Source organism: Dietzia sp. IN118 (assembly GCF_032905965.1).
Classification (GTDB): Bacteria; Actinomycetota; Actinomycetes; order Mycobacteriales; family Mycobacteriaceae; genus Dietzia; species Dietzia kunjamensis.
In genome coordinates, this window is record NZ_JAUMSR010000001.1 from 2224765 (window position 1) to 2245686 (window position 20922).

The 20922-nt window shown below is 71.2% G+C and carries 19 protein-coding genes and 1 pseudogene; 7 read left to right on the top strand and 13 right to left on the bottom strand.

The window, feature by feature from the left end; translation table 11 throughout:
- Window positions 1-33 precede the first annotated feature (33 nt).
- The 6 genes and pseudogenes from hrcA to Q2K20_RS10735 all read right to left on the bottom strand — a co-directional run bounded on the left by hrcA (window position 34) and on the right by Q2K20_RS10735 (window position 7894).
- Window positions 34-1074 carry a heat-inducible transcriptional repressor HrcA gene (hrcA, locus tag Q2K20_RS10710; protein ID WP_132061978.1) on the bottom strand — a complete coding sequence of 347 codons (1041 nt, stop codon included), beginning with the start codon at window positions 1072-1074 and terminating at the stop codon, window positions 34-36.
- Window positions 1075-1131: 57 nt separating this feature from the next.
- A complete protein-coding gene (gene hemW, locus Q2K20_RS10715; RefSeq protein WP_240341501.1) occupies window positions 1132-2319 on the bottom strand; it encodes a radical SAM family heme chaperone HemW in 1188 nt (395 codons plus the stop codon).
- Window positions 2320-3128: 809 nt separating this feature from the next.
- Window positions 3129-4517 (bottom strand): annotated as a pseudogene (locus Q2K20_RS10720) (WS/DGAT/MGAT family O-acyltransferase); the annotation flags it as partial.
- Window positions 4518-4685: 168 nt separating this feature from the next.
- Window positions 4686-4895, bottom strand: a complete 210-nt coding sequence (locus Q2K20_RS10725) for a hypothetical protein (protein ID WP_119192825.1) — start codon at window positions 4893-4895, stop codon at window positions 4686-4688.
- 9 nt (window positions 4896-4904) lie between these two features.
- Window positions 4905-7013, bottom strand: a complete 2109-nt coding sequence (locus Q2K20_RS10730; RefSeq protein ID WP_269503206.1) for a M3 family metallopeptidase — start codon at window positions 7011-7013, stop codon at window positions 4905-4907.
- 59 nt (window positions 7014-7072) lie between these two features.
- Window positions 7073-7894, bottom strand: coding sequence for a TSUP family transporter (locus Q2K20_RS10735; protein WP_119192836.1), 822 nt, complete (start codon window positions 7892-7894; stop codon window positions 7073-7075).
- Window positions 7895-7920: 26 nt separating this feature from the next.
- On the opposite strand from Q2K20_RS10735, the gene Q2K20_RS10740 reads away from it, so the two are divergent.
- Window positions 7921-8433: a CGNR zinc finger domain-containing protein gene (locus tag Q2K20_RS10740; protein WP_069389694.1), complete on the top strand. Its 513-nt coding sequence runs from the start codon at window positions 7921-7923 to the stop codon at window positions 8431-8433.
- 22 nt (window positions 8434-8455) lie between these two features.
- Here the strand turns inward: Q2K20_RS10740 and lepA are convergent, their stop codons facing one another.
- Window positions 8456-10315 (bottom strand): translation elongation factor 4, encoded by a 1860-nt coding sequence (gene lepA / locus Q2K20_RS10745; RefSeq protein WP_069389693.1) that lies wholly within the window; start codon window positions 10313-10315, stop codon window positions 8456-8458.
- Between the two features lie 57 nt (window positions 10316-10372).
- Window positions 10373-10738 carry an EthD domain-containing protein gene (locus Q2K20_RS10750; protein ID WP_253695807.1) on the bottom strand — a complete coding sequence of 122 codons (366 nt, stop codon included), beginning with the start codon at window positions 10736-10738 and terminating at the stop codon, window positions 10373-10375.
- Between the two features lie 54 nt (window positions 10739-10792).
- Here Q2K20_RS10750 and Q2K20_RS10755 point away from each other — a divergent pair, with 54 nt between their 5' ends.
- The 3 genes from Q2K20_RS10755 (at window position 10793) to rpsT (ending at window position 12138) form a co-directional block, all read left to right on the top strand.
- Complete coding sequence (locus Q2K20_RS10755) at window positions 10793-11110, top strand: hypothetical protein (protein ID WP_253695806.1); 318 nt, start codon at window positions 10793-10795, stop codon at window positions 11108-11110.
- A gap of 19 nt (window positions 11111-11129) precedes the next feature.
- The gene (locus Q2K20_RS10760; RefSeq protein WP_069389692.1) at window positions 11130-11678 is read left to right on the top strand and encodes a type II toxin-antitoxin system PemK/MazF family toxin; all 549 of its coding nucleotides are present in this window, start codon (window positions 11130-11132) and stop codon (window positions 11676-11678) included.
- A 199-nt stretch (window positions 11679-11877) separates the two neighbouring features.
- The gene (gene rpsT, locus Q2K20_RS10765; RefSeq protein ID WP_067719663.1) at window positions 11878-12138 is read left to right on the top strand and encodes a 30S ribosomal protein S20; all 261 of its coding nucleotides are present in this window, start codon (window positions 11878-11880) and stop codon (window positions 12136-12138) included.
- A 203-nt stretch (window positions 12139-12341) separates the two neighbouring features.
- Here rpsT and holA read toward each other — a convergent pair whose 3' ends face one another.
- On the bottom strand, window positions 12342-13319 hold the full coding sequence (gene holA, locus Q2K20_RS10770; protein ID WP_119192822.1) for a DNA polymerase III subunit delta: 978 nt from the start codon (window positions 13317-13319) through the stop codon (window positions 12342-12344).
- A 226-nt stretch (window positions 13320-13545) separates the two neighbouring features.
- On the opposite strand from holA, the gene Q2K20_RS10775 reads away from it, so the two are divergent.
- Window positions 13546-14469, top strand: coding sequence for an SDR family oxidoreductase (locus Q2K20_RS10775; protein ID WP_119192821.1), 924 nt, complete (start codon window positions 13546-13548; stop codon window positions 14467-14469).
- Between the two features lie 18 nt (window positions 14470-14487).
- On the opposite strand, the gene Q2K20_RS10780 is transcribed toward Q2K20_RS10775, so the two are convergent.
- The gene (locus Q2K20_RS10780) at window positions 14488-15417 is read right to left on the bottom strand and encodes an SDR family NAD(P)-dependent oxidoreductase (protein WP_069389690.1); all 930 of its coding nucleotides are present in this window, start codon (window positions 15415-15417) and stop codon (window positions 14488-14490) included.
- A 133-nt stretch (window positions 15418-15550) separates the two neighbouring features.
- Between Q2K20_RS10780 and Q2K20_RS10785 the strand changes: the two genes are divergently transcribed.
- Both Q2K20_RS10785 and Q2K20_RS10790 read left to right on the top strand, forming a co-directional pair.
- Window positions 15551-16639 carry an XdhC family protein gene (locus tag Q2K20_RS10785; protein ID WP_253695805.1) on the top strand — a complete coding sequence of 363 codons (1089 nt, stop codon included), beginning with the start codon at window positions 15551-15553 and terminating at the stop codon, window positions 16637-16639.
- Window positions 16636-17193: an NTP transferase domain-containing protein gene (locus Q2K20_RS10790; protein ID WP_069389689.1), complete on the top strand. Its 558-nt coding sequence runs from the start codon at window positions 16636-16638 to the stop codon at window positions 17191-17193. Before Q2K20_RS10785 ends, Q2K20_RS10790 begins: the two co-directional genes overlap by 4 nt.
- Here the strand turns inward: Q2K20_RS10790 and Q2K20_RS10795 are convergent.
- The 3 genes from Q2K20_RS10795 to Q2K20_RS10805 are packed head-to-tail and all read right to left on the bottom strand — an operon-like array spanning window position 17187 to window position 20844.
- Window positions 17187-19289, bottom strand: coding sequence for a xanthine dehydrogenase family protein molybdopterin-binding subunit (locus Q2K20_RS10795; protein ID WP_069389688.1), 2103 nt, complete (start codon window positions 19287-19289; stop codon window positions 17187-17189). The two genes, Q2K20_RS10790 and Q2K20_RS10795, sit on opposite strands and share 7 nt — an antisense overlap.
- On the bottom strand, window positions 19286-20314 hold the full coding sequence (locus Q2K20_RS10800; protein WP_069389687.1) for an FAD binding domain-containing protein: 1029 nt from the start codon (window positions 20312-20314) through the stop codon (window positions 19286-19288). The genes Q2K20_RS10795 and Q2K20_RS10800 overlap by 4 nt, the downstream gene beginning before the upstream one ends.
- Window positions 20311-20844: a (2Fe-2S)-binding protein gene (locus Q2K20_RS10805; RefSeq protein WP_069389686.1), complete on the bottom strand. Its 534-nt coding sequence runs from the start codon at window positions 20842-20844 to the stop codon at window positions 20311-20313. Before Q2K20_RS10805 ends, Q2K20_RS10800 begins: the two co-directional genes overlap by 4 nt.
- Between the last annotated feature and the right edge of the window lie 78 nt (window positions 20845-20922).

Consider the following 20922-nt stretch of genomic DNA (forward strand, 5'->3'; position numbering starts at 1 on the left):
GAAGATCTGGCTCCGGGAAGGAGCGTACGGACGTCAGCGCCCGGTGATGAGCTCGCCCACGTAGTGGGCAACAGCGGCGACCGAGGCGATTGTTCCCGGGTAGTCCATCCGTGTGGGCCCGAGCACCCCCATCCCACCGAATGTCTGGCCCTCCGCCCCGTACTGGGAGGACACCACGGAGGCGCCGCGGATCTCGGCGGCCTGGGTCTCCGCCCCGATCTGGACGGTGACACCCCCCGGCCCTCCCCGGCCCACCGAGTGGGCCGCGGTGAGCAGGCGAAGGATCACGACCTGTTCCTCGAGCGCCTCGAGGACCGAGCGCAGGGAGCCGTCGAAGTCGGCGGCGCTGCGGGTGAGGTTGGCCGTGCCGCCCAGGACGATCCGGTCGTCGGGGTGTTCGACGAGCGTGCCGACCAAGACCGCGACGCAGCGCTCGACCGCGTCGCGGATCTCGGGACGGGCCCGGTCGCCCGTGGAGGTCAGGGCCTCGGAGGCGTCGGGCAGGCGTTTGTCGGCGACGGCCTCGGACAGCAGGGTCCGCAGTTCCCCGAGGAGCTCGTCGGTCAACGGCGCGGCCAGCTCCACCGTCCGTTGATCGACGCGGCCGGTGTCGGTGATGAGGACCAGCAGCAGGCGGGTGGGGCTCAGGCTCACCACCTCGAGGTGGCGCACCGTGGAGCGACCGAGGACCGGGTACTGGACGACGGCGACCTGACGGGTGAGCTGGGACAGCAGCCGTGCGGCCCGCCGGAGGACGTCGTCCAGGTCGACGGCGCCCTCGAGGAAGGCCTGGATCGCCCGGCGTTCCGCGCGCGACAGCGGGGTGATCTCCTCGATGGAGTCGACGAAGTGCCGGTAGCCTTTCTCCGTGGGGACCCGACCGGAACTGGTGTGGGGTTGGACGATGAACCCCTCGGCCTCGAGCACGGCCATGTCGTTGCGGATGGTGGCGCTGGACACGCCCAGCGAGTGCCGATCGACGAGGGCCTTGGACCCGACCGGTTCGTGGGAGGCGATGTAGTCGGAGACGATCGCCCGTAAGACGTCGGTCCTACGATCGGCCGTACTCGACATACTCGCTCCTCCCTGTCCTCGTCGTGGCGATTCTATGCCACTTCCCGGGCCGACGGCTCAGACGAGGACGTCGCGCACGACCCCGTCTGCCAACAACCGGCCCGCCTCGGTGAGCGCGTAACCGGGACCCGCGGGATCGCCGGCCGACCGTCGCCGGAGCAGTCCGGCCGCCACCTGGGTGTCGGCGCGGATCCGCTCGTCGGCGGTGAAGGCGCCGTCGTCGAGCCCCTCGGCCAGGCGGAGCCCGGTCATGATGCGCTCGATGTGGCGGTCGGTGTCGGTGAGGAGTTCCCCGCCGTCCACGGGCAGCCGGCCCGCGTCGCACTCGGCGGCGTAGCGGGCGGGATGCTTGACGTTCCACCACCGGGCCCCGGCGACGTGCGAGTGCGCGCCCGGCCCGATGCCCCACCAGTCGCCGCCGCGCCAGTAGCCCATGTTGTGGCGGCAGTATCCCGAGGAGTCGGTGGCGAAGTTGGAGACCTCGTACCAGTGGAACCCGGCACGGGCGAGACGCTCGGCCACCTGCTCGTAACGGTCGGCGAGGACGTCGTCGACCGTGCCCGACATCTCACCGCGGCGGATGCGGCGGGCCAGCGCGGTGCCGTCCTCCACGATCAGCGAGTAGGCGGAGACGTGGTCGACCCCGGCGTCGACGACCGCGTCGAGTGTCCGCGCCAGGTCGTCGTCCGTCTCGCCCGGGGTGCCGTAGATGACGTCGAGGTTGACGTGCTCGAACCCGGCCCGCAGGGCCTCGGCCACCGCCTCCTGCGGGCGTCCGGGGGTGTGGGTCCGGTCGAGGACGCGCAGGACGTGGGCGGCCGTCGACTGCATGCCCAGCGAGATGCGGGTGAATCCGCCCTCGCGCAGTCGGGCGAAGAACTCCGGCGAGGTGGACTCCGGGTTGCTCTCGGTGGTGATCTCCGCGCCGGGCGCCAGCCCGAACGCCGAGTCGATGCGCTCGAGCAGGCCCACGAGGACGTCCGCGCCGACCAGCGACGGGGTGCCGCCGCCGATGAAGACCGTGTCGACCTGAGGGGGCGTGCCCGCCGCGGCCAGGGCCTGCGCGGCCCGGTCGATCTCGATCGCCGCGGCCCGTTCCCAGTCGACCGGGGAGGTCGCCGAGCCGAGTTCGCCGGCGGTGTAGGTGTTGAAATCGCAGTATCCGCACCGGGTGGAGCAGAACGGCACGTGGAGGTAGATGCCGAATGGCGCCCGCGGATCGCGGGGCGGGGGCGCGCTCGCCAGTGTGGCGGGGTCGTGGGGCGCGGCGGTCACACCTGACCGGTCTGGGTGTCCGATGAGGTCTCATCTCCAGTCGGGTCCGGGGCGGGCAGGGTCTCGATCGGCGGGGTCGGCGTCGCCGAGATCTCGTCGTCGCCAAGGACTGTAGCCGCGGGCGCGCTGTAGGTCGGTGCCTGGGCGGCATCGTCGGGGGTACCCGGTCCCGCGGGAGCCTCCGGCGCGGTGGTCCGACGGTCGGGCCCGGCCGCGGTCTGCGTGGGCGCGGTCTGCGTGGGCGCGGTCTGCGTGGTCGCGGCCGGTGTGGTCGCGGCCGGTGTGGAGGCTGCGGGCTTGGACCCGGTCGGCTTCGCCGCGCGCTTCTGCTGCGAACTCGTCGTGGCCGGGGCCTTTCTTGCCGAGGTCTTTTTTGCCGGAGCCTTCGTCGCCGGTGCCTTTTTCGCGGGCGCCTTTTTCGCGGGCGCCTTCTTCGCGGGAGCCTTTTCCGCCGAGACCTTCTCCGCGGGCGCTTGCTTCGCGGGCGCCTTCTTGGCCGGAGCCTTCTTCGCAGGCGCCTTCTTCGCGGGCGCCTTCTTGGCCGGCGCCGTCGTGGCACCCGCCTCTCCGGCGGCGGGCCGCGAGGCCGCGTCCGCGCCGGACTCGTCCTGCGTGGCCGCCCGGGTCGAAGCGCGATCGCGTCCGGTCACCGCCGTGGCCTTGGACCCCGATTTCGCGGACTCCTTGGACGCCTGGCGGGCAGCACTGCGCTGCTCCTTGCGCTCCTGCGCCAACTCGCCCGCCGATTTGCGCGCGGCGGTGGGGGTGCCGCTCTTCTCCCGCTCCTCCGCCGCGACCACGAACTCCGCCAGGGCGTCCTCGACCGCGTTCGCCAACGGCCAGGGATCCGGGACGAGGTCACGACACCCGATGAACCCGAAGTGCAGACTGCCGTCCAGCGACATCACGGTGCAGTTGAGGCCCGCGCCGTGGAAGACCGGGCCCAGGGGCAGCATCTTCTCGATCTTCGCGCCGAGGAAGTACAGCGGGAAGTTGGGGCCGGGCACGTTCGAGATGACGAGGTTGTGCACCACGGGGTGGCGCTCGGACAGCCGGAGTCGCGAATACATGCGGACCGCGGAACCGAACACCGAGGGCGCCGCGAACTGCGCCCAGTCGGTGAGCAGGTTGGCGTCCAGCGCGTCGGTGTGGTCCTTGGCGACGGTGTTGGCGTCGCGGATCGCCTCGAGCCGACCGACCGGGTCGTCGATGTCGGTGGCCAGGGACATGAACATGCCCGAGACACGATTGGTGCCGGGGCGCGACTCCGCGGCGTGCACCGACATGGGGACCATGGCGATGAGCGGCTTGCGCGGCAGTGCGTCGCGGTCGTCGAGGTACTTGCGCAGAGCGGTCGAACAGACGGCGAGCACCACGTCGTTGACCGTGGTGCCGAACGCGTTCTTGACCCGCTTGATGTCCGCCAGGTCCACACTCGCGTAGGAGATCGACCGGTGTCCGGTGATCGTGCGGTTGAACGGGGTGCGCGGGGCGGTGAACGGCGCGGGCATCGCCAGTCCCTTGCGGGCGCGGTTGATCCAGGACGGGAGCACCCCGACCGTCCCCGGCAACAGGGAGGCGAGTCGCCACGGCGTGGCCAGGCGCGACAGAGCGCCCCCGACGGCGAGTTCCAGGGCGCCGGACCCACCGGCGGTCTCCTCGACCAGCTCCTCGTCGAGCTCCGGCTCGTCCGCGGAGAGGGTGCACAGCTGCGAGAGCATGTTGGCGCCGGTGACGCCGTCGACGGTCGAGTGGTGCATCTTGGCGAAGACCGCCACCCGGCCGTCCGGCAGTCCCTCGATGACATACATCTGCCACAGCGGCATCGACCGGTCGATCGGCTGACTGCCCAGGTGGGCGCACAGTTCGGCGAGCTCGTGGTCCCCGCCGGGCTCCGGTATACCGACGCGGTGGAGGTGGTGGTCGATGTCGAAGTCCTCGGCCTCGACCCACACCGGATGGTCCACGTTGAGCAGCGAGTCGTGCAACTTGCGCCGGAACGGTGGCATGGCGGTGATCCGACGTCGGAGCTCGGTCCGCAGGGCCTCGAAGGAGTACCCGTCCTCCATTCCGGAGACGTCCAGGACGATCAGCCCGCACACGTGCAGGAGCTGGGACCTGGTCTCGAAGTAGAGGAAGCTGGCATCGAGCCCACTCAAGCGCTGCATGTCGAGGAGTGTACGGCCGGACGGCGCCGCGTGGCGGTGGTTGGAATTCCGCGGCGATCGCGGAAATGTCGCCGTGGAACGGGGGTCAGAGCACCTCGACGAGGAGCCACGCGATCACGACGAGCGCGATCAGCAGGACCAGGGCGAGTGTCACACGCGACCGGGGCATCAACGGACCTCCTTCCGGGTCTCGACGGTCCTCGGGGCGACGAGCGCCCGGAACCGGTGGACGAGGACATCCGCGCCCTTCTCGACCGCCACCGCGACGAGGAAGAACAGCGGGAGCCCCATCACGAGCAGGATCATCACCTGCAACGGGAACGGCAGGGTGGCGAGCCAGAGCTCGACTCTGTCCCAGAACTCCAGGAACGCCGTCACGTCCCGATCCTACGACCGCCCGGCGGTGGCGACCCCGTGGCCTCCCACCACCGAGGAGTCGAGCCCGCGCCGACGCAGCAGCGCGGCGGTGCTCGGCTCCGACCCCCGCATGCGGCGGTAGGCGTCGAGGAAGTCGATGGCCCCGCCCCGGGACAGCACCTCGCGCCGCATCCGCTCGCCCGAGGACCGCGTCAGGCCCCCGCTCTCGACGAACCACTCGGTGGCGTCGGCGTCGAGCACCTCGGCCCAGAAGTAGGAGTAGTACGCGGCGGAGTACCCGCCCGCGAAGATGTGCTGGAAGTACCGGGACCGGTAACGCGGCTCGATGCCGGGGACGTCGAGACCTGCCTCGGCGAGGACGCGGGCCTCGAACTCGTCGACGTCGGTGACGGCGTCGGCCTCCTCCGGCGACAGGGAGTGCCAGGCCAGGTCGAGCAGTGCCGCCCCGAGGTACTCCACGGTCGCCTGCCCCTCACCGAAGCGCTCGGCCTCCCGCATCCGCTCGACGAGGTCCTCGGCGATCGGCGCCCCCGTCTCCACGTGCCGGGCATAGTGCGCGAGCATCTCCGGTCGACGCGCCCACATCTCGTTGACCTGGGAGGGGAACTCGACGAAGTCCCGGGGCACGGAGGTGCCGGAGAACACCGGGTACTCCACGTCCGACAGCAGCCCGTGCAGGGCGTGCCCGAACTCATGGAACATCGTGGTGACCTCGTCCATCGTGAGCAGCGTGGGCTGCCCCGCCGCGGGACGGGCCAGGTTCATGACGTTGACGACGACGGGCCGCGAATCCAGGAGCCGGGACTGGTCGCGGAACGAGCTCATCCACGCCCCACCGCGCTTGGTCGGGCGGGCGTAGTAGTCCAACAGCAGGAGCCCCACGCCGGCGTCGGGCTCGGTCCGCTCGTCGTCGAACACCTCGATGACCCGGACGTCGGGGAGGAAACCGCGCAGGTCGTTCCGCTCGGCGAAGCGCAGCCCGTACAGCTCGGATGCCGCGTGCATCACCCCGTCACGCAGCACGCGCTCGAGCTCGAAGTAGGGACGGACGGTCGCGTCGTCGACCCGGAACCGCTCGGCCCGCAGCCGCTCGGACGCCCAGGCCCAGTCGGCCGGGTTCAGTTCACGGTCGTCGCCGCCGAGCAGGTCCTTGGCCTCGTTGCGGGCGTTGGTCACGGCCGCGTCGACCACGTCGAGCAGCAGCCCGCGAGCCGCCTCGGGCGATCCGGCGGTCTCCACCGCGAGGACATGCTCCGCGTGGCATCCCAGCCCGAGCAGCCGCGCCCGCTCGGCGCGTAGGCGGACGATCTCCAGCACGACCGGGGTGTTGTCGTGGCCCGGCGTCGCGCCCCGACCGAGTGAGGCCTCCATGACGCGGTGGCGCAGACCGGCGTCGTCCAGCAGGGCGCTGATCGGCTGCACGGTGGGAAGCCCCAGTGGGATCAGCCACCCCTCACGCCCCGACTCGGCGGCGACCGCGGCGAGCGTGGACCGCATGGAGTCCGACAGGCCCGCGAGTTCGGCCTCGTCGGTGACCGGCACGGCCAGCTCGGCGGTCGAGGCCAGCAGGTTCTCGCCGAACTCGGTGGTCAACTCGGCCAGCCTGGTGTCGATGGCGGTGAGTCGGGCCCGGCCGGCGTCGTCGAGGGCGGCGCCCGCGCGCAGCAGGTCGCGGTGGTGGCGGCGCACGAGCCGCTCCGTCTCGTCGTCGACCTCCAACTCCCCCGCCTCCAGAGCGGAGAGCACCGCGTCCACCCGGCCGAACAGAACCGGGTTGGTCATCACCGCGGAATGGTGCGCGGCCAGCAGCGGCGAGACGACCCGGTCCACGTCGAGGCGGGCCTTGGTGGCGTCCGGGCCGAGCAGGCCGTAGAACACCGCCAGCACCCGGTCCAGGGCCAGGCCCGAGCGCTCGAGGGCGACCACGGTGTTGTCCACGGTCGCCGACTCCGGGTTGGCGACGATCGCGGCGACCTCGGCCGCGTGGTCGTCGATCGCGGTCCGGATGGCCGGCTCCAGATCCTCCTCCCGGATGGCGGCGAAGTCCGGCAGGCCGTACGGCAACGGCGACTCGTCGAGCAGCGGATGACGGGAGGCCTCGGGGCTCGGAAGGGTCATGTGCGGGAGTCTACGTCCGCCGGCGGTCACGTCGGAGCACGCCGCGGCGGGCCCCGGGGTCACAGCCACTGCGTGGCGGTTTCCCAGGCCAGTCTCACCGCCAGGATGCTGATGACCACGAGGAACACGGTGCGGATGAACTCGTTGCCGTGCCGCATCGCCATCCGCGCCCCGAGGAACCCGCCGGCCAGGTTGGCCAGCGCCATGCACCCGCCGATGATCCACAGCAGTTCACCGTGGAGGCCGAACACCAGGATCGAGGCGATGTTCGTGGTGAGATTGGCGAGCTTGGCCGCCACGGTGCCCTGGAGGAACCCGAACCCCAGGAACGCGACGATCGCGATGACGAAGAACGACCCCGTCCCCGGGCCGAGCACCCCGTCGTAGAACCCGATCACCCCACCGATCAGCGCCGAGCGCCACGTCCGCGACCAGCCGGTGTGCCGTTCCTCGTGGACCCGCCCCATGGTCGGCGTGAAGTAGGTGTAGGCGCCCACCGCCACGACGGCCACCAGGACGATCGGCGTGAGGAGCTCCTTGGGGATGAACCGGGCCACCGAGGACCCGGCCGCGGACCCCGCGAAGGCCGCCACCACCAGGGGGAACACCATCGCCACCGGCACGCGGATCTTCCGGAGATAGGTCAGGGTCGCGACCAGGGTGCCGGCGACCGAGGACAGCTTGTTGGTGCCGAGGATCTCCGGCGTCGAGGCCTCCGCCGGCAGCGCGATGACGAGCGCCGGCAGCTGGATGAGCCCTCCCCCGCCGACCACCGAGTCCACCCACCCGGCGACGAACGCCGCCAGGACGAGCGCGGCGAGCACCCAGACGGACACACCGAGTGCGGGGGACGCGGCGACGGCCGCGAACGATGAGGGCATGGCGATCACTGTGCTGTAATTGGTTTGTGTATATCAACCCTTACGGGGCCGATCCGGTCACGCTGGCCGCCGACCTGGCCAATCGCCGCCCCCGCACGACCCGCGAACTGGTGGACCGCTGTCGCGAGGCGGGGGTGACCATCGACCGGAGCGCCTCGGACGCGGACCTGGACGAGGTCGACGCCTTTCTGGACGCGTGGCTCGTCGTCGTCGACACCACCGCGCCGCACGGGCGCGCCGACGCCCTCAACGCCCTCCTGGCCGAGCACTCGGCACCGCCGCGCCTGACCGACCACGACGGCCACTGGCACGTGCACTACCGCGCCGACGACGTCTCCTTCGCCCGCCTGCTCACCGCCATGTTCGCAGTGGGCACCGCACTCCACCTGACCTCGCGAGGCATCGACCGGCTCGCGCGGTGCGCCGCCGACGACTGCGACGCCGTCTTCGCCGACACCACCCGCAACGGACGCAAGACCTACTGCTCGACGCGGTGCACCAACCGGTGCGCCGTCCGCCGACACCGCGCGCGGGCGTGAGTCACGCGCACGGTGCGGGGACCTACTTCTTGTCCGCGCTCGAATCCGCCGACAGTGCCGCGACGAAGGCCTCCTGCGGCACGTCCACCCGCCCGATGGACTTCATCCGCTTCTTGCCCTCCTTCTGCTTCTCCAGCAGCTTGCGCTTACGGCTGATATCGCCGCCGTAGCACTTGGAGAGCACGTCCTTGCGGATCGCGCGGATGTTCTCGCGGGAGATGATCTTCGCGCCGATCGCCGCCTGGATCGGCACCTCGTACTGCTGACGCGGGATGAGCTCCTTGAGCTTGCCCGTCATCTTGTTGCCGTAGGCCTGGGCGTAGTCGCGGTGCACGATCGCGCTGAACGCGTCCACGGCCTCGCCCTGCAGCAGGATGTCGACCTTGACCAGATCGGAGACCTGCTCGCCGGCCTCCTCGTAGTCCATCGACGCGTAACCCTTGGTGCGGGACTTGAGCGAGTCGAAGAAGTCGAAGATGATCTCGCCCATCGGCATGACGTACCGGAGCTCGACGCGGGTCTCGGACAGGTAGTCCATGCCCTTCATCTCGCCGCGCTTGGACTGGCACAGCTCCATGACCGTGCCCACGTACTCGCTGGGCACGATGATCGTGCACTTGACGATCGGCTCGAAGATCTCGCGATGCTTGCCCTCGGGCCAGTACGACGGGTTGGTGACCTGGTGCTCGCTGCCGTCCTCCGCGACCACGCGGTACACCACGTTCGGGGCGGTGGAGATGAGGTCGAGGTTGAACTCGCGCTCCAGCCGGTCCCGGGTGATCTCCATGTGCAACAGTCCGAGGAAGCCGCAGCGGAAGCCGAACCCGAGCGCGACCGAGGTCTCCGGCTCGTAGTCCAGCGAGGCGTCGTTGAGCTGGAGTTTGTCCAGGGCGTCGCGCAGGACCGGGTAGTCGGAGCCGTCAATCGGGTACAGCCCGGAGAAGACCATCGGGTTGGGCTCGGCGTACCCCGCGAGCGGCTCCTCCGCCCCGCCGCGGGCGGTGGTGATGGTGTCGCCGACCTTGGACTGGCGGACGTCCTTGACGCCGGTGATGAGATAACCGACCTCGCCGGGCCCGAGCCCCTTCGTCGCTTTGGGCTCCGGCGAGATGATGCCGACCTCGAGCGCCTCGTGGGTGCTGCCCGTGGACATCATCCTGACCTTCTCGCGCGGGTTGAGCGAGCCGTCGAACACCCGGACGTAGGTGACCACACCGCGGTAGGTGTCGTACACCGAGTCGAAGATCATCGCGCGGGCCGGGGCGTCCGGATCGCCCACGGGCGCGGGGACCTTCTCGCACACCTTGTCCAGCAGCGCCTCGACGCCCATGCCCGTCTTGCCGGAGACCCGCAGCACGTCGTCCGGCTCGCACCCGACGATGTGGGAGATCTCCTCGGCGAACCGGTCCGGGTCCGCCGCCGGCAGGTCGATCTTGTTGAGCACCGGGATGATCTCGAGGTCGTTCTCCATGGCCAGGTAGAGGTTGGCCAGCGTCTGGGCCTCGATGCCCTGCGCGGCGTCGACCAGCAGGATCGCACCTTCGCACGCCTCGAGCGCGCGGGAGACCTCGTAGGTGAAGTCCACGTGGCCCGGGGTGTCGATCATGTGCAGGACGATCTCCTCGCCCTGGTGGGGGCCGGAACGCGGCACCCACGGCAGGCGGACGTTCTGCGCCTTGATGGTGATGCCGCGCTCGCGCTCGATGTCCATCCGGTCGAGGTACTGGGCGCGCATGAGCCGCTCCTCGACCACGCCGGTGAGTTGCAGCATGCGGTCGGCGAGCGTCGACTTGCCGTGGTCGATGTGGGCGATGATGCAGAAGTTCCTGATCCTGGCGGGATCGGTGAACGTCGTCTCTGCGAAGTTGGGAATCTCGATCACTCCTCGGGCGGGCCCGGGCGTGGCTGGGTGCGGTCCGACCGGGCGATCACCCCATTGTCACACGCCCGCGCCGGGAACTCCCATCACGTACCGCCCCGTAGGGACGGCGTCCACCGTGCCGTCGTCGAGGAACCGTCCGGTCGAGGCGGTCATGGCCTCGATGTTGGCCGCCATGCGCGCGTCGTCGCCGCGGGCGTCGAAGAACACCCCCAGGTCCGTCGCGGCCTCGACGGGGAAGACCTCCTCCACGATCCCGTCGATCACCGGAGCGTCGGCGGTCAGCGCACGGACCACCACGTGCTGGGTGTAGGCGGTGGTGGACTGGGTGTCGATGGCGACCTGCGTGTGCTCCTCGAGCCACGTGCGCAGCCACTCCTCCCGGCCGATGCGCTCGGGCCGCCGCAGGAACGCCAGGTTGGCCATCCCCTCGCACCGGCCGTCCGGCCCGGTCCGGGCGCGGGCAGCGGCTCGGAGGCGGTGACCGACCAGGCCGACACCGGCCCCAGGTCACGCAGTGCCTCCAGCAGGTCGGCGCACGCGGAAGCCGAGGCGACCGGCACGCGGGCGCGCAGCGCCGCCAGCACCGGCCGCGGCGTGACCCGGACGTCGATCATCGCGCCCGCGACCGCCTCGTCGCGCACGTTGAGCAGGTACTCCTCCACCCCGAGGGCGGACAGCGACCCCTCGACGGCGTCCGCGATCCGTGCCCGCAGGCCCGCCGCGTCCGCAGGATCCACCGGGGCGTCGTCGTCCGCCCACACCACTGCCAACAGCATGTCCATGTCGAGATCATAGGACGGTTACGCTGACGCTCATGGCTATCGACTGGGCCCGGGTGGGTCGAACGGCGGTCCGCGTGGGTCGCAGGTACGGACCGACCGTCGCGCGCGAGGTACGCAGGCGGCTGGACGACCGTGGGGTCTCCCCCGCCCTGTCCCCGGAGGTCGGCGGCGGGGGACGGCCCGCCACCACCGGCACCGCCCCCACCTCGAGCCGGGCCCGCCGGATCGCCTACGCGCCCGACCTCGACGGCCACGCCGACCCCGGCGAGATCGTCTGGACCTGGGTCGAGTTCGAGGAGAACGACGGCCGCGGCAAGGACCGCCCGGTCCTGGTGGTGGGGCGCGACGGGGACCGTCTGCTCGGCCTCCAGCTCTCGTCGCAGCACTCCAGGGACGACGACGAGGGGTGGCTCGGGCTCGGATCGGGCCCCTGGGACCCCGAGGGCCGACCGAGCTGGGTGCGCCTCGACCGCGTGCTGGACGTTCCCGAACAGGGCATCCGCCGCGAGGGCGCGATCTGCCCGCGGCCGAGGTTCGAGGCGGTCGCCGATCGGCTCCGCGCCGACTACGGCTGGCGCTGAGACGGCCGACCCCTCCGGGGCCGGGGATCGACGGAGGCGTCGTCGCACGTTTTGGCCGGTGACACCCCCGCTGGTAAAGTGGGTCGTCGGTGTCCACCGGAGCACGTTGTGCACGTGTCCGCGCGGACGAGACGACAAGACATCCGATCGGCGGGATCCCCTCGTGGAGCCGTCGACACACGACAAAAAGGTGTGACGAGTGGCCAACATCAAGTCCCAGATCAAGCGGAACCTCACCAACGAGCGCAACCGCCTCCGTAACCAGTCGACCAAGTCGGGCCTGCGTACCGCCATCCGCAGCCTGCGTGAGGCCACCGCGGCCGGTGACAAGGAGAAGGCCGGCGCCCTGCTCGTCGCCACCTCCCGTCAGCTCGACAAGGCCGCCAGCAAGGGTGTCATCCACCCGAACCAGGCCGCCAACAAGAAGTCGGCGCTCACCAAGGCTGTCAACAGCCTCTGAGCACCTCGGTCCCTCCCCTGACCGGGAGGAACCCAGCCCCACGTCTGCCCGAGTGACGTGACGAGGCTCCGAGGGCCCACCCCGCACCACGTGCGTGAGGTGGGCCCTCGTCGTATGAGTGGCTGTCGTGTGTGGGGCCGGCGTGTGAGTGGACGGCGTGTCCCCAATGCGGGTCCACTCACGTCCCCGTTTTGCGGGCCCGGTCAGCCGGCGGACGCGAGCGTTCCGACCGCGCGGACGGCGCGCTCGAGGGCGTAGGACGTGTCCTCCGCCCCGCCCTTGACCTCGCCGTTGAGGGTGGCGACGACCTGCAGCGCGCTGCCCAGGGTCTCGATGGACCAGTACCGGGTCTGGGCGGTGACCTTCTTGACCTTCCACGGCGGCAGGCCCTGCCGGGCCAGGTCGGCCGACGGCACGCCCCGCTGGGTACCGACCAGGGCGATGGAGTTCACCGCGTCGGCCAGGGCATCCGCGAGCACGACGTGCGGGACGCCGGTGTGCATGGCCCACTCGAGTGCCTCGATCGCGCCGGCCACGTCCCCCGTGACCGCGCGCTCGGCCACGGTGAACCCACTGACCCCCACGACCCCCGAGTGGTAGCGCCGCACCGCCTCGACGTCGACCTTGCCGCCGGTGTCGGCCACGAGCTGACCGCACGCCGACGCCAACTGCCGCAGGTCCGTGCCCACCGCCTCGACCAGGGCCTCGCAGGCCTCGGGCGCGACCCTCACGTCGAGTGTCCGGAACTCGGACCGGACGAAGCCGACCACGTCCATGTGCCGGGTGAGCTTGCCGGCCGCGTGTTCCTCGGCCCCCGCCTTGCGCAGGTCCGCCACCAGGGCCTTGGCGCGGCCGCCGCCGGTGTGCTGGACGACCAGAACCGTCTCGGGGGGTAGATCACGGGCCGCGCCGAACACCGCGGACTGGGCGTCTTTGCCCAGCTCCGCCGCGCCGGTGATCACCACGATGCGGGCCTCGCCGAACAAGGACGGCGAGAGCAGTTCGAACAGCTGCGGGGCGGTGACCTCGGGCCCACCGAGCCTCGAGACCACCGGCGGGTCCTGCCCGGCCGGGGTCGCCGCACGCACCGTCGAGACGACGCCCGTGGTGGCGCGTTCGGTGAGGAACTCGTCCTCGCCCAACACCAGGTGCAACACAGCCGGTGCGGACCCCGATGCCATCTGCGCTCCTCGTCGTCGTTGTCGTCGTTGTCGTTGTCGTTGTCGTCGTCGTTGTCTATCCCAGTCATCGTGCCACGCCGCGCCGACAGGCCCGCACCACCACCGCACCCGACCGGTCGACCCCGCCCGCTCCCGCACGTATTTTCAGGGCCACGAGCCAATCCGACCGAGCGACGCCGACGCGAAGCGCCACCATGCGCGGTGTCCGAGCATCGAAGGGAACGACATGAGCGAGAACCAGGACGCCGACACAGAGACGACCGACCAGCTGACGTTCCAAAATCCGGCGACCCGCTACCCCTCCATCGAACCGCCGGTCCAGCACCAGGACGAGCCGGGACTCGACGCACGGCTCGAACCCAAGGCGGACCTCGGCGAGCACTCCTACCGCGGCACCGGCCGGCTCACCGGCCGCAGGGCGCTGATCACCGGCGGCGACTCGGGCATCGGGGCCGCGGTGGCGATCGCCTTCGCCCGCGAGGGCGCCGACGTGGCCATCCACCACCTGCCCGACGAGGAACCCGACGCCCGTGCCGTCGCCGAGATCGTCGAACGCGAGGGCCGCACCGCGGCGCTCATCCCCGGCGACCTCACCGACCGCGCGTTCTGCGAGAGCCTCGCCGACACCGCCGTCGAGCGGCTCGGAGGCCTCGACATCCTCGTCAACAACGCCGGCAAGCAGGTGGTCGCACCCGCGCTCGAGGACCTGCCCGACGAGCAGCTCACCGACACCTTCGAGGTCAACATCGTGGGGATGTTCCGGGTGACCAGGGCCGCGTTGCGCCATCTGGAGCCCGGGTCCACGATCATCAACACGACCTCCGTGGTCGCCTACATGGCGCCGCCGAACCTGCTGGACTACGCGTCCACCAAGGCCGCGATCAACAACTTCACCAAGGGGCTGGCCCAGCAGCTCGCCCCCAAGGGGATCCGGGTGAACGCCGTGGCACCCGGCCCCATCTGGACACCTCTACAGGTGTCGGACGGGCAGCCCAAGGACGAGCTGCCCGAGTTCGGGCACTCCACCCCGCTCGGCCGTGCCGGGCAGCCCACCGAGTTGGCGCCCGCCTACGTGTTCCTGGCCTCGCCCGAGTCGAGCTACGTGATCGGCGAGACGCTCGCGGTGACCGGAGGCATGCCCACGCCGTGACCCCCGGACCTGTCGGCCTCAGGACCGCCGCTCGGCGTCCTCCATGACCATCCGCTCCCGGGTGTCACCGTGGACCGCGGTGCCCTCCGCGACCGGCTCGTGGAGGGCGCCGGCGGTGTCCGGCACGGGCGTGCCCTTGCTGATCTCGGACTCCGAGAGCTTCCCGGAGAACCGCTCGCCCAGCTCGCGGAACAGCCTGTGCGAGGACCTCGCGGTGCGGGCCTTGGGGCCGACCGGCCGCTCCTGCTGCGGATCGGTGCACGCGTCGATGATCGCCTCCACCACGATGTCGGGATCGTCCATCGCCGACAGCCTGGGCGCGTGTCCGGTGTAGTTTCCGACGTGATCCCACCAGGGCGTGTCGGCGGCCCACGGCAGGATCGTGGACACCGTGACCTGTTCGCCCAACCCGGCCAACCGCAGCTCCTCGTTGAGTGAACGTCCCAGGCTGCTGATGCCCGCCTTCGCCGCGGCGTAGCTGGCCTGGTACGCCAACGGCACCTCGCCGGCGACCGAGCCGACGTTGACCAACACGCCCTCCCCTCGAGCGGCGAAGCGGCGCAGCGCCGCATGGGCACCGAACATCATCCCCTTGAGGTCCACGTCGACGAGCCGCGCGTGGTCGGCGACGGGCACCTCCCAGAACAGACCCATGACGCCGACCGCAGCGTTGTTGACCCACACGTCGATGTGACCGAAACGCTCCTCCGCCGCCGCGGCGAGCTGCTCGACGGCGTCCGCGTCGCTGACGTCGGTCGGCACTGCCACCGCGCTGCCGCCGGCCCCGGTGATCTGCGTGACGACCTCCTCCAGCGGTGCGGCCCTCCGGGCGGCGACGACGACGTGGGCACCCCGCTCACCGAGTGCCAGTGCCGTGCCGCGGCCGAATCCGCTCGAGGCACCCGTGACGACGACCGTACGTCCCGCCAGGTCTTCCCGCTTGCCCATGATTCCTCCTCCGGGTGGTCTTCCAGGGTCCGACTGTGACGCCCATGGTCCACCGCGGTCGCCGACCACGCATCCGGTCAGGCAGCGCCGACGAACGGATGCGGCGGCCTGTGGTCGCCGGGATACTGGGGAGGTGGATTTGCTGCTCGACGCCGTACGCCGCTGGCGCCTGGAGAACGTGCCCGGCGCGTTGGCCAGGGTCGTGCACACCGGGGGGTCGGCGCCCCTTCCGCCGGGTGCGGCGATGGCGGTCGCCGCCGACGGCGAGGTCGTCGGCGGCGTCTCGGGTGGCTGCGTGGACGGGACGGTGTTCTCCCTGTGCGAGCAGGTGATCGCCGACGGCACCCCCGTGCTCGCCCGTTTCGGCGGGGATGAGCTCACCGCGTTCGCCGAAGGGCCGACCTGCGGCGGGACCTCGGAGGTCCTCGTCCACCCGCTCGACGACGCCGGTCACGATGCGCTGGAACGGGTGCGCCAGACGCTGCGCGGAGGTCGGTCGGCGGTCCTCGCGACCACCGTGACAGGCCGATGCCCCGGCGCCCACCTGGTGGTGGCAACCGACGGCACCGAGGGTTCCCTCGGTGACACGCACCTGGACCGTCACGCGACCCGCGTCGCGGCCGAACACGTCGGTCGCCCCGGTGCGGTGACGGTCGACATCCCCGGCCCCACGGGCGTCGACGAGCCGGCCACCCGCGTGCTGGTGCACTCCTTCGCTCCCCCCTCCCTTCTCATCTTCGGCGCGAGCGCGTTCGGCGAGGCGCTCAGCCGGGCCGGCGCCCTGCTCGGCTACCGGGTGGTGGTCTGCGACGCCCGCCCCGCCCTCAACCGACGAGAGCGCTTCCCGGAGGCACACGAGGTGATCACCTGCTGGCCGCACGACTACCTGGACTCCGTGACGGTCGCCGAATCCACCGCGATCTGCGTGCTCACCCACGACCACAAGTTCGACATACCGCTCCTGCGGTCGGCCCTGCGCAGTCCGGCGGGGTACGTCGGCGCGATGGGTAGCCGCCGCGTCCACGCCGAACGACTCGATCTGCTCAGAGCGGAGGGACTCACCGACTCCGAACTCGCCCGCCTGCGTTCCCCCCTCGGACTGGACCTCGGTGCGCGCACAGCGGAGGAGACCGCCGTGTCCGTCGCCGCCGAACTGGTCGCCCATCGCCGCGGCGGCACCGGCGCGCCGCTCACGGGCCTCGACGTGGCCATCCACCGATGACCGGCCTGGTGCTGGCCGCGGGCGCGGGTCGCCGGTTCGGCCGGCCCAAGGCCGTGGTCGACTTCCGCGGAGCACGGCTGGTCGACCACGCCGTGGCGCTGCTCCACGCGGGCGGATGTGAGCGGGTCGTGGTGGTCAGTGGCGCGGTCGAGCTGGACGTGCCCGGCGCCGAGGTGGTGCACAATCCGCTCTGGCAGACGGGGATGGGGTCCTCGCTGCGCGCCGGGCTCACGGCCGTCGGGGCCGAGGACGCGGTGGTCGTCCCCGTCGACATGCCGTGGCTGGGCGCGGAATCGGTCCGCCGGGTCATGGCCGCCGATGCGCCACTGGCGGTCGCGACCTACGGCGGGGTCCGTGCACACCCCGTCCTCCTCGGCGCATCGCACCATGCCGCGATCATCGCCTCGGCGGTCGGTGACGCCGGAGCTCGCCACCATCTACGGGAGCACTCGCACGAGGTGCGGGAAGTGCCGTGCGACGGCACGGGGTCCCCGCGCGACATCGACCATCCCGCCGATCTCGGGGACGACGGCGGTCCGACCGGCGGTCACTGATCGACGGGCAGGTGTTCCAGGAGCGCGTCGGCGTGGACCGGTAGGTCGCGGATGCGGGCACCGGTCGCGTTGTAGACGGCGTTGACGACGGCCGCCGCGCTGCCGACGTTGCCGATCTCGCCCGCACCGCGCGTGCCCATCGGGGTCGCGTGCTCGTCGACCTCGTCCAGCCACACCGCGTCGATATCCGTGGCGTCGGCGTGGGTCGGGACGTGGTAGTCCGCGAGGTTCTGCGTGACGACGTGGCCGAACCGGGTGTCCCGCACGCTCTGTTCGTGCAGCGCCATGGACAGCCCGAACGTCATGCCGCCGATGAACTGCGACCGCACGGTGCGGGGATTGACGACCCGGCCGATGGAGAACACGCCCAACATCCGGGGCACCCGGATCTCCCCGGTGTCGGCGTCCACGCGGACCTCGACGAAGTGGGCGCCGAAGGAGATCGCACGGTAGCGCTCGAGCTCGGGATAGTCGCCGGCCGCGGCGGTGGTCTCCGCGCCGCGGGGCGGATCGTCGCCGTACCTGGTCCGGAACCGTCCGGCCGCGGCGAAGATGGCCGAACCCCAGGATGAGATGCCGGACGAACCGCCGGCGACCGTGGCGTAGGGCAGGGCCGAGTCGCCGATCTCCAGGGTGATCGACTCGGCGGGTCGGCCGAGCGCGTCGGCGGCGACCGCGGTGAGCGCGGTCCACGTGCCGGTGCCGATGTCCACGGCCCCCGCCCGGACGCGGTATCGGCCGTCGCCCTCGGCACGGATCGTAGCGCGCGACCCGGGTTGCACCATGTGCGGGTACGCCGCACCCGCCACGCCGTAGCCGACCAGCCAGCAGCCGTCCCGACGGGAGGCCGGAGTGGTCGGGCGCCGGGACCACCCGAATCGCTGCGCACCCTCGCGCAGGCAGTCGACCAGGCGCCGCGACGTCCAGGGTTTGCCCGACTCCGGGTCGGTCTCCGGGTCGTTGCGCACCCGTAGGTCGATGGGGTCGAGCCCGCACGTCTCGGCCAGCTCGTCCATCGCGACCTCCGCCGCGAACGCTCCCGGGGCCTCCCCCGGCGCACGCATCCAGTACGGCGCGGGCACATCCAGAGGCACGGCACGGTGAGTCGTCCTGCGGTTGGGCGCGGCGTACATCGACCGGGACGGGACCGCGGACTGCTCCACGAACTCCTTGACCCGCGAACTCTGCGACCAGGCCTCGTGGCCGATCGCGGTCAGGTGCCCGTCAGCGTCGGCGGCCAGCCGGATCCGGGACACCGTCCGCGGGCGGTACCCGACGAAGACGAACATCTGCTGCCGGGTGACCGCGTACTTGATCAGCCTGCGCGGCAGGTGCATCGCGCCCAGGGCGGCCAGCACGTCGTGGGCGTGCGGTGCGCCCTTGGAGCCGAAGCCGCCGCCGACGTGTGGCGCGATGACCCGGATCTGCCCGGCCTCCAGGCCCAACACCGGTGCCAGCGTCGTGGCCACGCCGTGCGGGGACTGGGTGGAGTCATACATCGTCAGCAGGGGCTCGTCGGGGTCCCAGTGGGCGGAGACGGCGTGCGGCTCCATGGGATTGTTGTGTTCCTCGGGAGTGGAGTAGCTCTGGTCCACGACGTGGCCGTCGACGCCCGCCTGTGCGAGGGCGGGGCCCATCTCACCGGTCGCGGACGTGGGCCCGTAGCCGCCGTTGACGACCTCGGGCTCGTAGGCGTCGGCATGGTCGGGGCGAAAGGCGACGTCGTGGGGCGCCTGGTCGTACGCCACCCGCACCAGCGACTGGGCCCACCGCGCCACCTCGGCGGTCTCGGCCAACACCAGTCCGATCGGCTGACCGCGATAGAGCACCTCCGCGTCCTGACAGATGGCGTACTCGCGCTCCGAGGTGTCGGCCAGCCGCGGCGCGTTCCACGGGGTGAGCACGGCGAGAACCCCCGGCTCGGCCTCGGCCGCCGCGGTGTCCATCGCGGTGACGGTGCCCCGCGCGACGGTGGCGGTGATCGGATGAAGATGCACCGTCTCGCCCGGCCCGGTGTGCTCGAAGGCGTACGGTGCCGTCCCGGTCACCTTGGCGGGGCCGTCGAGACGGGGGACGGACGTGCCCATGGCGCTCATCGAGCATCCTCCTGTCCGGCCGCACCGGCGCGACCGCTCGTAGACCCGGCCGTCAGGTCGCGCAAGACGGCGATCATCGTCCGCCGCAGCAACGGCACCTTGAACTCGGTGCCGTCGACGGGCTCGGCCGCGGCCAGCTCGGCGTCGGCCGCCTCGGCGAACGACGCGGCGGTGGCGGCCCGACCCGTGAGCGTCTCCTCGGCCCGGGTGGCGCGCCACGGCGCGTGGGCGACTCCACCGCAGGCGATCCGGGCGTCGGTGACGACTCCGTCGTCGACGCTCAGATGCGCGGCCACGGAGACGATCGCGAATGCGAAGGACGCCCGGTCACGGACCTTGCGGTAGGTGGCGACGGCGCCGCGCACGGGAGGGGGCAACTCGACCGCCACCACCAGCTCGTCACTCTCCAGGACAGTGTCCCGCTGGGGTTGGTCACCCGGGAGACGGTGGAACCGTGTGACCGGGATCCGACGTTCCCCGCCGGGACCCACGACGATCACAGTCGCGTCGAGTACCGCCAGGGCGACCGCCATGTCGGAGGGATGGGTGGCGATGCAGTCGGAAGAGTGGCCGAAGACCGCGTGATAGCGCGTGTAACCACCTATGGCGGAGCAGCCGGTTCCGGGCTCGCGCTTGTTGCACGGGGTGGTGACGTCCTGGAAGTACACACAGCGGGTCCGTTGGAGCAGATTGCCCCCCGTCGTGGCGAGGTTGCGCAGTTGCGGTGACGCGGCGGACAGCAGTGCGCGGCTCAGCACCGGGTAGTCGGCCCGGATGAGAGGGTGGGCCGCCAGGTCGGCGTTGCGTACGTTGGTGCCGATCCGCACGCCGCCGTCGCCCGACCGGTCGACGGAGTCCAGCGGGAGCCGGGACACGTCCACGACGACGTCCGGGGTGGCCACTCCCAGCTTCATCAGATCGATGAGATTGGTACCGCCCGCCAGTGGTCTGGCACCGGCGTGCTCCTGCAGGAAGGCGACGGCCGAGTCGGTGTCCGTGGGACGTTCGTACCGGAACGGTCTCATCGCTCGGCCCCTTCCGCCTCGTCGCCCGCGGAATCGACGACCTGTCGGATGGCGGCGACGATGTTGGGGTAGGCGGCGCATCTGCACAGGTTGCCGCTCATCCGTTCCCGGATCTCCTCGTCGGTCAGGGCGATCTCCGCACCCGGATCCTCGGTGACGAGGCTCGGCGCGCCGGCCCGGGCCTCGTCGATCATCCCGACGGCGCTGCACACCTGACCGGGTGTGCAGTAGCCGCACTGGAACGCGTCGGTGTCGATGAACGCCTGTTGGAGCGGATGGAGGCCGTTCTCGGACAGGCCCGCCGCGGTGACCACGTCCTTCCCCTCCTGCGCCACCGCCAGCGACAGGCACGAGGTGACCCTGCGGTCGTCAACCAACACGGTGCAGGACCCACACTGTCCGTGGTCGCAGCCCTTCTTGGCCGAGTAGTTACCGAGCCGGTCGCGCAGAGCGTCGAGGAGGGTCGTGCGTGTGTCCACGGTGACGACATGCTGCTCGCCATCAACCCTGAGAGTGATGTCCATCTCCATATTCCGACTGTAGGCGCGGCGGCAGGTGCCCCGCGACCGGTCGGGGGCGCGTGCGGTGGGAGCACACCGCCCAGTGCG

Coding starts and splice junctions, on each gene's coding strand:
- Q2K20_RS10760 (WP_069389692.1), top strand. CDS start 11,130: ATGGCTATCGACTGGGCCCGGGTGGGTCGAACGGCGGTCCGCGTGGGT.
- Q2K20_RS10730 (WP_269503206.1), bottom strand. CDS start 7,013: ATGACCCTTCCGAGCCCCGAGGCCTCCCGTCATCCGCTGCTCGACGAG.
- Q2K20_RS10780 (WP_069389690.1), bottom strand. CDS start 15,417: ATGGGCAAGCGGGAAGACCTGGCGGGACGTACGGTCGTCGTCACGGGT.
- Q2K20_RS10750 (WP_253695807.1), bottom strand. CDS start 10,738: ATGGCCAACCTGGCGTTCCTGCGGCGGCCCGAGCGCATCGGCCGGGAG.
- Q2K20_RS10795 (WP_069389688.1), bottom strand. CDS start 19,289: ATGAGCGCCATGGGCACGTCCGTCCCCCGTCTCGACGGCCCCGCCAAG.
- Q2K20_RS10775 (WP_119192821.1), top strand. CDS start 13,546: ATGAGCGAGAACCAGGACGCCGACACAGAGACGACCGACCAGCTGACG.
- hrcA (WP_132061978.1), bottom strand. CDS start 1,074: ATGTCGAGTACGGCCGATCGTAGGACCGACGTCTTACGGGCGATCGTC.
- Q2K20_RS10790 (WP_069389689.1), top strand. CDS start 16,636: ATGACCGGCCTGGTGCTGGCCGCGGGCGCGGGTCGCCGGTTCGGCCGG.
- Q2K20_RS10735 (WP_119192836.1), bottom strand. CDS start 7,894: ATGCCCTCATCGTTCGCGGCCGTCGCCGCGTCCCCCGCACTCGGTGTG.
- Q2K20_RS10800 (WP_069389687.1), bottom strand. CDS start 20,314: ATGAGACCGTTCCGGTACGAACGTCCCACGGACACCGACTCGGCCGTC.
- holA (WP_119192822.1), bottom strand. CDS start 13,319: ATGGCATCGGGGTCCGCACCGGCTGTGTTGCACCTGGTGTTGGGCGAG.
- Q2K20_RS10805 (WP_069389686.1), bottom strand. CDS start 20,844: ATGGAGATGGACATCACTCTCAGGGTTGATGGCGAGCAGCATGTCGTC.